Origin of the sequence: Stenotrophomonas sp. GD04054, assembly GCF_029836955.1 — a bacterium.
Lineage (GTDB): Bacteria > Pseudomonadota > Gammaproteobacteria > Xanthomonadales > Xanthomonadaceae > Stenotrophomonas > Stenotrophomonas maltophilia_A.
The window spans coordinates 116,994-129,832 of the sequence record NZ_JAOECR010000002.1 but is presented as its reverse complement, the minus strand read 5'-3'; the positions used below and the strand labels follow the sequence as shown (position 1 = coordinate 129,832).

The following is a 12,839-nucleotide window of genomic DNA, read 5'->3' as shown; positions in this document are numbered from 1 at the left end:
CCGGCGACGGGTGCCAGCCTACCCCCCGGCGGCGGATTTTTCTATTCCAGATGCTCAGACGTTCAGCAGCAGGAACTCGCGCTCCCACGAGCTGATGACGCGGAAGAAGGTCTCATATTCCTTGCGCTTGACCGAGATGTAGGCGCGGCAGAAGCGCTCGCCCAGCAGCGCCTGCAGCTCGCTGCACTGCTCCAGCCCGTCCAGCGCTTCGCCCAGCGAGCGCGGCAGGTTGTAGCCCAGTTCCTTGGCGCTGCCGGTCACCGGCGCATCCGGTGCCAGCCGCTCGCGGATGCCCAGCAGGCCGCAGGCCAGGGTCGCCGCCATCGCCAGATAGGGATTGGCGTCAGACCCGGCGAAACGGCTTTCCACGCGCATGTTCTCCGGCGTGTCCAGCGGCACGCGCAGCCCGCAGGTGCGGTTGTCATAGCCCCAGTGCACGTTGCTCGGCGAGACCTCGCCGAACACCAGCCGGCGATAGGAATTCACGTTCGGCGCAAAGAAGGCCATCGCCTGCGGCACGTACTTCTGCAGGCCGCCCAGGTAGTGGCCGAACACCGGGCTGAACTCGCCTTCGGCATGGGTCTCACCGGCGAACACATTGCTGCCATCGCTCACCCGCACCAGGCTCTGGTGGATGTGCATGGCACTGCCCGGCTCGTTTTCCATCGGCTTGGCCAGGAACGTGGCATACACCCCGTGGCGCATCGCCGCCTCGCGCATGGTGCGCTTGAACAGGAATACCTGGTCGGCCAGGTCCATCGCATCGGCGTGGGTGAAGTTGACCTCCAGCTGTGCCGCGCCGGACTCGTGGATCAGCGTGTCCACGTCCAGCTTCATCGCATCGGCGTAGTCGTACATCAGGTCGAGGATCGGGTCGAATTCGTTGACCGCATCGATCGAGTACGACTGCCGCGCGGTTTCCGGACGCCCGGAGCGGCCGGCCGGTGGCAGCAGCGGGAAGTCCGGGTCGGTGTTCTTCTGCACCAGGAAGAACTCCAGCTCCGGCGCCACCACCGGGCGCAGGCCCAGCTCGGCGTAGGCCGCCAGCACGCGGCGCAGCACGTTGCGCGGTGCCAGCTCGTGCGGCTCACCGCTCTTGGTGTAGCAATCGTGGATGATCTGCGCGGTGGCATCGGCCGCCCACGGCACCATGCGTACGGTGTCCGGATCGGGGCGCAGCATCATGTCCGAGTCCGACGGCGAGGTCAGGTCGTAGTAATCGTCAGGGAATTCGCCGGTGACGGTGGTGGCGAAGATGCCCTCGGGCAGCCGCGTGCCGTAGTCGTGCGAGAACTTGTCAGCCGGAATGATCTTGCCGCGCGCGTTGCCGGTGATGTCCGGCACCAGGCACTCGACCTCGGTGATGCGCCGCTCCTTCAGCCAACGCAGCAGACTGCTTTCCTGCGGTGCGGGGGGCGTAGCCGTCTTGCGCGGGCGCGTTCGGGAACTCATCGGGAATCCAGTCGGTTCTGTTGGTGCTGCCGGCAAGCTTGGCCGAACGCACGGAAAATAGCGTGATAGAACGGCGAATCCATGACACGCCACTCCGGGTGCCACTGTACGCCGAGCACGAAATCATGGTGCAGGCTGCGTGCCGCCTCGACCAGGCCATCATCGGCCACGGCTTCGACCTGCAGCCCCTGCGCCAGACGAGCGATACCCTGCCCGTGTACCGAATTGACCTGCGTCCGGCCACTGCCGCTCCACCGCGCCAACCAGCCATCAGCGGCCAGGGTGACCGTGTGGGCCGGCCCGTACTGCACCTCCACCGGCGCCTGCGGGTCTTCGCGATGGTCGGCCAGACCAGGCACCGCGTGCACCTGCGGATGCAGGTTGCCACCCAGCGCGACGTTCAGCTCCTGGAAGCCGCGGCAGATCGCCAGCACCGGCAGGTCCAACGCCAGCGCTTCGCGCAGCAGCCCGAAGGCATTGGCATCGCGGGCCGGGTCGTGCGGATTGCCTGGCCAGCTGCGGCCGCCCTCGTAGTGCTGCGGTTCGATGTTGCTGACCGCGCCGGTCAACAGCAGGCCATCGAGCCCCTGCAGCCATTCGCCAGCCGGCAAAGGAGGCTGCAGGCTCGGCAATACAACCGGGGTCACTTCGGCAGCCTCGGCCAGCGCGCGCACGTACTTCTCGCCGGCCACCGCGAAGCGGTGATGGCCGAGCACGGTGCTGTCGGTGGGCAGGCCCACCCAGGGCAGGCGGCGCATGGGAAAACTCCTTGGCGTGCCGACACGTTACCCGTCGCCCGGCGAACGCGGCAAGTCGTCGCCGTCACACCATGGCCGTCACGCATCGGCGAAACTAAGCGCGTGAACGCTGATCGCCCTCCCCCGCTCCGCCCGTCCGTACTGCGCCCGAAAGGCCTGCGATGAGCGCCGCCTTCCCGCTCAGCTGGTACGCCGCCAGCTTGCCCGAGCCGCCCGCACTGCCCTCGCTGCAGGGGAATGTGCAGGCCGATGTCGCAGTGCTTGGCGCGGGCTACACCGGCCTGACCGCAGCACTGGAACTGGCTACGCGTGGCCAGCGCGTGGTGGTGCTGGACGCGCAGCGGATCGGTTGGGGCGCGTCCGGTCGCAACGGTGGCCAGGCGCTGGTGGGCTATGGCTGCGAGGTGGACGAGCTGGAGCGCCAGCTCGGCCGCGACGATGCGCGCCACCTGTTCGACTGGTCGCGTGACGCGGTGCAGGCGATGCGCACCCGCATCGATCGCCACGGCATCGACTGCCATTGGGTGGAAGGCCATGCCAGCGTCGCCATCCGCGAACGGCATGAGCGTGAACTTCTGGCCAACTGCGAGCACCTGCAGCGCCACTACGACTACCCGATGCAATGGTGGGACCGTGATGCCCTGCGCGCACAGCTGGACAGCCCGCGCTACCGCGCCGCGATGTTCGATCCGCTCAGCGCGCACCTGCAACCGCTGGCGTATGCACGCGGCCTGGCCGATGCGGCGCGCGCGGCCGGCGTGGTGATCCACGAGAACTCCGCGGTGACCCACGTGCAGCGCGGACCACAGCCTTCCCTGCATACCGCTCAGGGCAGTGTGCGCGCTGCGCATCTGGTGGTGGCCGGCAACGCCTGGCTGCAGGGCCTGCTGCCCGAGCTGGAACGGCGGATCATGCCGGTGGGCACCTATATCGGCGCCAGCCAGCCGCTGGGTGCTGAACGCGCCCGGGCCCTGATCGGCAACAACATGGCCGTGGCCGACACCGCATGGGCACTGGACTACTTCCGCCTCAGCCACGACCACCGGCTGCTGTTCGGCGGCCGCGCCAGTTATTCGGCGCTGCCACCGCCGGGCCTGCGTGGGGTTATGCAGCGGCGCATGCACCAGGTGTTCCCGCAGCTGGCCGACGTGGCCCTGGACCAGGTCTGGGGCGGTTATGTGGACATCACCCGCAACCGCGCCCCGCACTGGGGCCGGCTGGACGGCAACCTGTACTTCGCGCAGGGGTTCTCCGGCCATGGGGTGGCCGCCGCCGGGCTGGCCGGCGAGGTGATCGCCGCCGCCATTGCCGGCCAGAGCGAGCGTCTGGACGTGTTCCAGCGCCTGCGGCATGCGCCCTTCCCCGGTGGCCGGCTGCTGCGCACGCCGCTGCTGGTGGCGGCGATGTCGTGGTACAAGCTGCGGGATGCGTTGTGGTAGCGGGGCCTTCCCAGCCACATAATCGGCGCAGGAGCTGGGGAGCACGTGGATGCAGTGGTGGAAAGACGGCCTGCTGGTGAGGATACGGGTCAGCCCCGAAGGGCTGGCGCTGGCGCTGCTCTATGCCCTCGCCTGCTGGGGTGCGCGCAAGCTGTCACTGGACCAGTTCTTCCTGCCTGCCGGCGTGCGGGTGGCCGCATTGCTGTTGTGCCCGCCCCGTCTTTGGCCCTACCTGCTGATTGGTGAGTACGCCTACTTCGCGCATCTGCGCATCCCCCTGATCAGCAAATACAACCTGACCTGGGTGATCCTGGCCTCGGTGTTCCTGATGCCCGCCGTGATGCTGATCGTGCGCCTGCACCGGAAGCTGCTTGCGCGCACCACGATCCTCGGCGTGATCTCCATTGCGGTATGCGCCGCGACGGTCATCAGCCTGCTCAACCTGGGAATCTCGTACCTGCTCTGGGAGCCGTTGCAGAACGCATCATTCATCACCAACGTGTTGCGCTATGCGCTGGGCGACTTCACCGGCATCCTGATCCTGGCACCTCTGGCACTGCTGTGGATCCGCCGCGCCGAGGAACAATGGACGATCCGGTCTGTTGCGGCCACCGTCGGAGCCCTCGGAGCCATGCTGGTCATTGGCCTGCAGGCGACGCCGGTACCTCCCTCGATCACCGCCCCTGGCTCGCTGCAGTTGTTGTTGATCCTGCCTATTCCCGCGATCGCCCTGACCTGCCTGCTGGGATGGCGCGGTGCGGCCATCGGTGTCGCCGCCGTGAACATGATTCTTGGCCTCAGCACCCCCGCCGACCATCCGACGGCATTCGACCCGGCTACCTTCGCTACCCAGCAGGCCATGGCCATCGCCAGCATCGCCCTGCTGTTGCTGGGCGCGCGCATCACCCACTTCCAGAACCAGCACCGGTTGCGCGAGGAAGATGGCAGAGCGGCCCTGCAGCTTGCGCGGAATTCACATCTGGCCAGCGAGATGGACCTCCGTGAGCGCGCGGCCCATCTGCGCCAGCTGGGCGATGGCATGGACCTGTCGCTGAACGAAATGGTGAACTGGCTGCATGCACAGGGCCATCACGCTGTCGCAGACAGCCTGCGGCATACCTCGGAGGTGCATTCACGCCTGTTCCGGGCCCAGGCCAGCATGATCTATCCCGCCGCCCTGGAACGGCTGGGCTTGTACGTGGCCTTGCAGGCGGGTGGAGTGCGTGAGGCGTGGAATGCCACGCATCGAATCGGGCAACCCAGGTTGATGGGTGACCCGTGTCAGCTCAGCCCCGGTTTGCAGCTGGCAGCCTATCGCTCGATCGTCGAAGCGGTTTCGATCCTCCTGGGCAGCGAGAAAGGCCAGCTCATGGTCCGGGCCCGCTGCGGGCAACGTGCCGGTCACCGCGGCATCCTCGTTGTGGTTGCGGCGATGGATCCGCATCAGACGCTGTCAACGGCAACCCTCGATCTTGCAACGTCCCAATTATCTGCTCGAATAACCGCCTATCGTGGTGCACTGCATTGTGGCCGTAGGAGAATCAGGTTGATGCTGGTAGAAGCAGCCGATGCATCACAGGGCGAAGAGGCCTCGATCTGGGGAACCGGTGTACCTGCCAGTCTGCAGCCGCCCGGGACAGCCCCCCACTCTTGGTAGCCCGGCGAAAAATGCGATGAATATCACAACGTTGTCGTGACATTCTCCAAGTCTCCTTTTCGTATGTCCGCATCACGGATGGAAGGGTGAGATTGCGCCCATCTGAATCTATCGATACTGTCGCGCTGAAGGGAGTGCGTCATGTATCGACTGGACAGCGATAGTGTTCGACGAGCAGGGGAGGCTTGCGTTTGAAGTGGCTGAGAAATGGGTTTGAGCTGAGTTTCCGTATCCGCCCGGCAGGCCTTGCGCTGGCGGTACTTTACGCTGTCGCGTGCTGGACCACCTGGCACCTTTCCGTCGATCAGTTCTTCCTTCCGGCTGGAATCCGTGTTGCGGCGCTCTTGCTGACCCCGAAGCGAATGTGGGCCTATCTGGTCCTTGGCGAGTATGCCTACTTCGCCCACATGCGCTATCCGATGATTGAAGATTACGGAATGGCCTGGGTCATTTTCGGATCCGCATGCCTCATACCTGCAGTGGCGCTGATCGTTCATCTTCATCACAAGCTGATTGCTTCCACCACCGAAAGCTGGTTGCTTTCGATCGCGGCATCCGCTGCGCTGATGGCCACTGCTCTCAAGCTCGGTCTGATTCACATGCTGTGGCCAGTTCCACCGAGCATGCCGTTCTACACGAACGCGATGCTCTACGTGCTCAGCGACTACATTGCAATCCTTACGGTCGCGCCCCTGGCGCTGCTCTGGATACGCCGACACAGCGGCTATGACTGGACGACCTGGCGACGCCGACCGACCATCGCAGCCCTCACTTCGCTGGGCATGCTGGGCGCCCTGCTGCTCCAGGTCAGCACGGAGGATCACTCGGCACGAGCAACGCTGCAGTTGTTGCTGGTGCTGCCAGTCATCGCACTGACTTGCATGCACGGTTGGCGAGGAGCCGCTGTGGGTGTTCCGCTGATGAACATCATCCTCAGCCAGACCATGCCAACCACGGGTCTGCCCGGGTCATTCGACGAGACCACTTTCTTCACCCAGCAGATCATTGCCATCACTAGTACAGCGCTTATCGCGCTGGGACCGCGCATCACCCATCATTACAATCAGCGCACACCTGTAGCGATGTCAGCATCGCGGGTCAATGCACTCTCGCGCTCGGCGCATCTTGCCAACGAGCAGGACCTGCGCGAACGCGCGCTGGGCCTGCGCCAGATTGCAGATGACATCGAAGAGGCTCTGGGAGAGACCGTGCAACAACTCAAGGCCGATGGCCATGAAGTTCCTGCGTCTGATCTGCTCCGCACCTTCTCGCAACGCTCACGACGATTCCGTGAACTGACCAGTATGGTCTATCCCACGGAGCTCGAGCATGCAGGCCTCTATGTCGCCTTGCGTGCCGGGGGACTCAGCGAAACCTGGAACGCCAGCCATCGCATCGTCCGTCCGATACTTGGCGGGGATCCATGCCAGCTGAGCATGGGCCTGCAGCTTGCCGCGTATCGCACCTTTGCCGAAGCGGTATCCCTTTTCCTGAAGGACGAATCCGGCCAGATCCAGATCAGTGCTCGCTGCGGTCGCTATAGAGGCATGCACGGTATCGTGCTGAGGGTCGCGCTGCTGGACCGACATCGCACACTCGCCTCGCGAACCATGGAAAGCGCCATTGATCGACTCTCTGCACGCGTGCACGCCTATTCCGGACGCGTGCAATGCCGGGGCCACCGCATCACCATGGTGTTGCTGGACACTGCAGGCGAGGCCGAGCGCGGAACACTTCCATACAAGCGAAACGACATTTGCGAGACGCCCGCGCGCCAGTGATCGCAGGCGGACGATCGATAGCCCAGGCGACGCCTGTGGCTCGCCCCCGCAGAAGTGTTTCCTCCCTCTGCGAAGCAAGCCACAGGCAGGCCACCTGTACTCAGCCCCTCATTTGTTACTGACCTCGCGCTCGACGGACCAGACTGCCCCACGCCCCTCTCCATAGACGACCAGAGAAAAATCAGGCCCGCGGAAGACAACGCTGCGGCGAGCATTCTTCGGTATCGCCAAAGGCTTGGACGGCAACGACACGCGAGCTACGGTCTTGCCGGCCGGCAATGCCCAGAACGTCGATTCGATGTTGGCAACGATCAGATTGACCTGGCCGGTCAGATCATTGACCTGGTAGTACGACACTCCATCCCGCTCGAATGCGTAGACAAGCCATGCGGGATCTGAACTCAGATCAAGCGCCGCAGGCTGGCTCTCACCCAACCCAGCCGTTGCCAGTGGTACACCCTGCCCTCCGCCCGGACAGCAGGCAAACGACAGCGCAGGAACGACCAGCAGCGCAGCAGCGGCGCTCAACTTCGACAACCGGGAAAATCTCACAGGCATCTCCATGATTGAAAGGTGGACAACATCAAGGCAACACAGGCGCGGCCTTGGCAGATAGTGCAATATCCCCTGAGTGCCCCCCTGGCGACGTGAACAATCTCAGGGCACGCTTACCTGTCAGCATACTTGCGCCGCTCACAACCCCGCCGTTCGCATCACTCGCCCTACGTGGATACGGACAACGGCGGAGTTTCTGCCAGTACCGTTGCACACCCCGCGAAGTACCGCTACTTTCGCCGCTGGACCGTTACCGCCCCGAGGGAATGTGAGCGTTGCTCGCGTACCAGCCCATCCGAGATGGAGCGCCGTGAAGAACATGGCACTAGCCGGCATTCCAGTGCACCCGGCCGGGCTTCTCTTGGCTGCCGCGTACGCTATTGCCTGCGTTTCCGCCCGACAGTTTTCCCTGGACCAGTTTTTCCTTCCCGCTGGTATCCGCGTGGCAGCGCTTTTGATCGTTCCACAACGCCGATGGCCTTATGTATTGCTGGGAGAATTGGGCTACTTCGCATATCTGCGCATCCCTACGATCGACGAATACGGTCTGGAATGGGTCATCCTGGCGTCCACGCTGCTGATGCCGATGGCGATGCTGGTAGTTCACCTCCATCTGAGAAAAACCATATCCGAGGCAGCCACCGGATTCTGGCTGCTGTCCCTTTCAATCTCGGCAGCGGTTGCGGTTACCGGCCTCAACCTGAGCCTTTCTCGCCTCCTGTGGCCAGTTCCTCCCCCGGACACCCTGCTGGATGCTGCCGAAAGAGTCGTATTTGGTCATTTTGCCGCGATCATTACCATGGCCCCCCTGGCCCTTCTTTGGGCCCGGCGGCGCTCCGGTTCTCCATGGCAGAAGAGGTTGCTCGTTCCATCCCTCGTGGCCATTGCTCTGATGCTGGCCCTGGGGCTGTGCATGCAGCTGATTTCGACTGATGCCCATTCGACCCGTACCCACCTTGTGCTATTGGCGGCACTCCCAGCCATCACCCTGACCTTCATGCATGGATGGCGTGGCGCTGCCATCGCGATTCCACTGTTGAACCTTCCACTTCATTTCGCCACCCCCAGCACCGGCCTGCCGGCCTCGTTTGATCTGGGCACGTTTTCCACCCAACAGAACATGGCGGTGATGAGTGTCGCGCTGCTTGCGCTCGGTTCCAGCATCAGCTATCACCATCAGCGCGCCCGATCCCGCGGTCTGGCCGAGGAAACGACGCTGCGCCTGACACGCAGTTCTCACCAGACCAGCGAACGTGAGCTGCGTGAACGGGCCGCCCATCTGAAGCGTCTGGGCGACGGCATGGACAGCTCGCTCGTTGAAATGGTCAGCTGGCTCAAATCGCAGGGCCATCATGCCGTGGCGAACAGCCTGCAACACGCGTCATCCGTGCACTCACGTCTGTTCCGCGAGCAGGCCAGCATGGTCTACCCCACTGGATTGGAACAGGTCGGGTTGTACATCGCGCTGCAAGCAGGCGGCGCATGCGAGATCTGGAACAACACGCATCGCGTCATTCCGCCCAGGCTGGCGGGTAACCCCTGCCTGCTGACTGTGGATCTGCAACTGGCCATCTACCGCTCCTTGATCGAGGCGGTGTCACTGCTGCTGGAGCTGGAGACTGGGCAGGTCTGCGTGCGTGCCCGAAGTGGCCAGGCGAGCGGACGTCGCGGCATCGTTGCTATCGTGAGCCTGCTCGACCGTGGTTGCACGCTATCGGCACGCACCACCGACCAGGCCGTCGAGCGTCTGGCCGGACGGATGCTTGCCTACGGCGGAACGGTCCACTGCCGGGGCAATCGCCTGCGACTGGTCCTGCATGAATCGATCACCCACACCTCGCCAGCGGCGGCCTGACACGGGATCTGGCCCGGCGCGCAACGTTCGCCGCTAAAGTTACACCCGAAACCGCCGCTATCCGTGCCGAGCCCTCCTTCGTGAGCCACCGCATCATGCCCGTCCTGCCGCAGGCCGCCGTCGATGGCGACCTGGCCGATCCGCTGCCACAGCGAATCCTGCTGGTCGAAAATTCCCGTGCCTTTACCGGCATGCTGCGCGAAGCCATCGAGCAGCGCCTGGAACTGCCGGTGGTGATCGCCTCCACCCTGGCCGAGGCCGATCGCCTGCTGAGCGAGGGTGGCGGCTGGTTCCTGGTGCTGACCGGGTTGGTGCTGGCCGACGGCGACCGCGATGCGGTGGTCGAGTTCTTCCTCAAGCGCGACCTGCCGACCGTGGTGGTCAGCGGCGTGTACGACGAGGACCTGCGCAAGCGCGTGCTGCAGCAGCAGATCATCGACTACGTACTGAAGAATACCCCCGGCAGCATCGACTACCTGGTGTGGCTGGTGCAGCGGCTGGAACGCAACCGCCGCATCGCGGCGCTGGTGGTGGACGATTCCCCGTCCGCGCGCGGCTATGCCGCCGCCCTGCTGCGCATGTATGGCCATGAGGTGCACGAAGCGGCCGATGGCAACGAGGGCCTGGCCGCGATCGAGGCGCATCCGGCGATCCGCCTGGCGGTGGTCGACCAGGAAATGCCCGGCATGCAGGGCGTGGAATTCACCCGCCGCCTGCGCACCCTGCGCTCACGCGACAAGGTGGCGGTGATCGGCATCTCCGGCAACACCGACGCATCGCTGATCCCGCGCTTCCTGAAGAACGGTGCCAATGACTTCCTGCGCAAGCCATTCTCGCGCGAGGAATTCTTCTGCCGTGTCTCGCAGAACGTGGACCAGCTGGAACTGATCGGCACCCTGCAGGACCTGGCCACCCGCGACTTCCTCACCGGCCTGCCCAACCGCCGCTGCTTCCTGGAACAGAGCCAGCGCCAGTTGCCGCAGCTGCAGCTGCATGGCCAGTGCGTGGCGGTGGCGATGATCGACATCGATCACTTCAAGCACATCAACGACACTCACGGCCACGAGGCCGGCGATGATGCGCTGCGCGCGGTGGCCGGTGCGGTGGCCGCGCATGCACGCAGCCAGGACCTGATCGCACGCTTCGGTGGCGAGGAGTTCTGCCTGCTGGTGCCGGACATGGAACAGGACGAGGCACTGCAGTACTTCGAGGAGCTGCGCCAGCGCATCGCCGCGCTGGAAGTGGACATTGGCACCGCGACGCTTCGCATGACGGTCAGCATCGGCCTGTGCTGCCTGCGCCCGCAGCGTGATGCGCTGCACCGGCTGATCTCCGAGGCCGACCGCCAGCTGTACCTGGCCAAGGCCGGTGGCCGCAACCGGGTCAGCTGCACCACGGTGGCCAGCCCGCTGCGCCCGCGCGAGCCCGCCCTGCCCTGACCGGGCCGCTTTGATCCAGATCAACGCCGCACCCGCGCGGCGGCTCTACAGTCGGCCCCGACATACGCATGAAGGGGAGCCGGGGATGGCACTACTGGTCTGGCAGGACGATCTGAACATCGGCATCGATGTGATCGACCAACAACACCGCCGCATCATCGAGATGCTCAACCACCTGCACGTGGCCCAGGCCAGCATGCAGCGTGCGGCGGTGGGTGAAGTGATCGACGAGGTCGTGGACTACACCATGTCGCACTTCGCGTTCGAAGAAGAGTTGATGGAAGAAGCGGGCTACCCGTTCTGTGCCGCGCACAAGCGCGTGCATGAGGTCTTCATCAAGCGGGTATCGGAATACCGCATGCGCTTCCAGGCCGGCGAGGACATCAGCGACGAACTGCGCACCATGCTCTCACGCTGGCTGTTCAATCACATCCGCGGTGATGACCAGGCCTATGCCGAACAGGTCAAGGCGCACCTGAACCAGTTCGCCCGCGAGCACCAAGGGGGCGGTTGGCTGGGGCGTACGCTCAAGCGCTTCTTTGGTTGAGCCTCAGGGCGCGCCGGTGCAGTGCCACCAGCGCGCACAGGGTCGCCACCGCAGTCAGGCACAGGTAGTAACCCACCGCGACCAGGCCGAAGCGTTCGGCCAGCCAGGTGGCCAGGTACGGCGCCGGTGCCGCGCCAAGGATGCCGGCCAGGTTGAAAGACAGCGACGCGCCGGTGTAGCGCACCTCCACCGGATAGATCTCGGCCAGGAAGGTGCCACAGGGGCCGTAGGTCAGCCCCATCAGGAACAGGCCCAGGCACAGGAAGCCAGTGACCAGCCACGGGCTGTGCGGCTGGAACAGCGGCGCGAACAGCACACCGAAACCGACGATCAGTACGCTGGCGACGATCATCGTGCGTCGCGTGCCCCAACGATCGCCATAGCGCGCCGACAGCGGGATGCCCAGCGCGAAGAACAGCATGCCGGCCATCTGCATCAGCAGGAACTGCTCGCGGCTGTAGCCCAGCACCGCGGTGCCGTGGCCGAGGCTGAACACCGTCATCAGGTAGAACAGCACAAAGGTGGCGAACGCGCCCAGGGTACCCAGCAGCATCGGTACCGGATGGTCACGCAGCACCGTCCACATCGGCAGCCGCACCGGCGCCTTGCGCTCCAGCGCCTTCTTGAAATCGGGCGTCTCGTGGATGTTCAGGCGCACCCACAGGCCGAGGCCGACCAGCAGTGCGCTGGCCACAAACGGGATACGCCAGCCCCACTGCAGGAAGTCGTCCTGGCTCAGGCAGCGGCCGAGCACCAGGAAAATGCCGGCCGACAGCAGGAAGCCGAGCGGCGCACCCAGCTGCGGGAACATGCCGTACCAGGCGCGCTTGCCCGGCGGTGCGTTCTCGGTGGCCAGCAGCACTGCCCCACCCCACTCGCCGCCCAACCCCAGGCCCTGGCCGAAGCGGCACAGCGCCAACAGCGCGGGGGCCCACAGGCCAATCTGCGCGTGGGTTGGCAGCAAACCGATCAGCACCGTGGACAGGCCCATGGTCAGCAGCGCGGCCACCAGCGTGGCCTTGCGGCCGATACGGTCACCGAAGTGGCCGAACACTGCCGAGCCCACCGGACGCGCGATGAACGCGACCGCGAAGGTCGCCAGTGACTGCAGCAGCGCCGCCTGTTCGCTGCTGTCCGGGAAGAACAGGTGTGGGAACACCAGCACCGCGGCCGTGGCGTAGATGTAGAAATCGAAGAACTCGATGGTGGTGCCGATCAGGCTGGCCAGCAGGACTCGACTGGGGGAATTCACGGACGGCGCGGCAGCGGTGATCGTCGACATCGGCAACACGGGTAACGGCGGATCGCCCGATTCTGCCACGGGCCGGTGGCCGCACGGGGCGATGGTTTCAGCCG

The 12,839-nt window shown here is 64.9% G+C and carries 10 protein-coding genes; 6 read left to right on the top strand and 4 right to left on the bottom strand.

Annotation, left to right across the window (positions count from 1 at the left end; genetic code table 11):
- Window positions 1-54: 54 nt before the first annotated feature.
- Window positions 55-1,452 carry a glutamine synthetase family protein gene (locus N7573_RS02325; RefSeq protein WP_032127878.1) on the bottom strand — a complete coding sequence of 466 codons (1,398 nt, stop codon included), beginning with the start codon at window positions 1,450-1,452 and terminating at the stop codon, window positions 55-57.
- Window positions 1,449-2,210 (bottom strand): gamma-glutamyl-gamma-aminobutyrate hydrolase family protein, encoded by a 762-nt coding sequence (locus N7573_RS02320; RefSeq protein WP_032127879.1) that lies wholly within the window; start codon window positions 2,208-2,210, stop codon window positions 1,449-1,451. The genes N7573_RS02325 and N7573_RS02320 overlap by 4 nt, the downstream gene beginning before the upstream one ends.
- Window positions 2,211-2,371: 161 nt before the next feature.
- Here N7573_RS02320 and N7573_RS02315 point away from each other — a divergent pair, with 161 nt between their 5' ends.
- The 3 genes from N7573_RS02315 (at window position 2,372) to N7573_RS02305 (ending at window position 7,087) form a co-directional block, all read left to right on the top strand.
- Window positions 2,372-3,649, top strand: coding sequence for an FAD-binding oxidoreductase (locus N7573_RS02315; protein WP_279912637.1), 1,278 nt, complete (start codon window positions 2,372-2,374; stop codon window positions 3,647-3,649).
- Window positions 3,650-3,698: 49 nt separating this feature from the next.
- Window positions 3,699-5,306 carry an MASE1 domain-containing protein gene (locus N7573_RS02310; RefSeq protein ID WP_279912636.1) on the top strand — a complete coding sequence of 536 codons (1,608 nt, stop codon included), beginning with the start codon at window positions 3,699-3,701 and terminating at the stop codon, window positions 5,304-5,306.
- A 191-nt stretch (window positions 5,307-5,497) separates the two neighbouring features.
- Complete coding sequence (locus N7573_RS02305) at window positions 5,498-7,087, top strand: MASE1 domain-containing protein (protein WP_121504083.1); 1,590 nt, start codon at window positions 5,498-5,500, stop codon at window positions 7,085-7,087.
- Between the two features lie 108 nt (window positions 7,088-7,195).
- Here N7573_RS02305 and N7573_RS02300 read toward each other — a convergent pair whose 3' ends face one another.
- Complete coding sequence (locus N7573_RS02300; protein WP_228756488.1) at window positions 7,196-7,615, bottom strand: hypothetical protein; 420 nt, start codon at window positions 7,613-7,615, stop codon at window positions 7,196-7,198.
- Window positions 7,616-7,961: 346 nt separating this feature from the next.
- Here N7573_RS02300 and N7573_RS02295 point away from each other — a divergent pair, with 346 nt between their 5' ends.
- From N7573_RS02295 to N7573_RS02285, 3 genes are all read left to right on the top strand, one after another.
- On the top strand, window positions 7,962-9,497 hold the full coding sequence (locus N7573_RS02295) for an MASE1 domain-containing protein (RefSeq protein ID WP_279912646.1): 1,536 nt from the start codon (window positions 7,962-7,964) through the stop codon (window positions 9,495-9,497).
- 95 nt (window positions 9,498-9,592) lie between these two features.
- Window positions 9,593-10,936, top strand: coding sequence for a diguanylate cyclase (locus N7573_RS02290; RefSeq protein ID WP_032127881.1), 1,344 nt, complete (start codon window positions 9,593-9,595; stop codon window positions 10,934-10,936).
- A gap of 85 nt (window positions 10,937-11,021) precedes the next feature.
- Window positions 11,022-11,483, top strand: a complete 462-nt coding sequence (locus N7573_RS02285; protein ID WP_004151683.1) for a bacteriohemerythrin — start codon at window positions 11,022-11,024, stop codon at window positions 11,481-11,483.
- Here N7573_RS02285 and N7573_RS02280 read toward each other — a convergent pair.
- Window positions 11,464-12,756, bottom strand: a complete 1,293-nt coding sequence (locus tag N7573_RS02280) for an MFS transporter (RefSeq protein WP_180862766.1) — start codon at window positions 12,754-12,756, stop codon at window positions 11,464-11,466. The genes N7573_RS02285 and N7573_RS02280 overlap by 20 nt on opposite strands.
- Window positions 12,757-12,839: the final 83 nt, after the last annotated feature.

Bases quoted from the DNA above. Each gene is read 5' to 3' on its own strand.
- N7573_RS02325 (WP_032127878.1), bottom strand. From the start codon at position 1,452: ATGAGTTCCCGAACGCGCCCGCGCAAGACGGCTACGCCCCCCGCACCG.
- N7573_RS02320 (WP_032127879.1), bottom strand. From the start codon at position 2,210: ATGCGCCGCCTGCCCTGGGTGGGCCTGCCCACCGACAGCACCGTGCTC.
- N7573_RS02315 (WP_279912637.1), top strand. From the start codon at position 2,372: ATGAGCGCCGCCTTCCCGCTCAGCTGGTACGCCGCCAGCTTGCCCGAG.
- N7573_RS02310 (WP_279912636.1), top strand. From the start codon at position 3,699: ATGCAGTGGTGGAAAGACGGCCTGCTGGTGAGGATACGGGTCAGCCCC.
- N7573_RS02295 (WP_279912646.1), top strand. From the start codon at position 7,962: ATGGCACTAGCCGGCATTCCAGTGCACCCGGCCGGGCTTCTCTTGGCT.
- N7573_RS02290 (WP_032127881.1), top strand. From the start codon at position 9,593: ATGCCCGTCCTGCCGCAGGCCGCCGTCGATGGCGACCTGGCCGATCCG.
- N7573_RS02285 (WP_004151683.1), top strand. From the start codon at position 11,022: ATGGCACTACTGGTCTGGCAGGACGATCTGAACATCGGCATCGATGTG.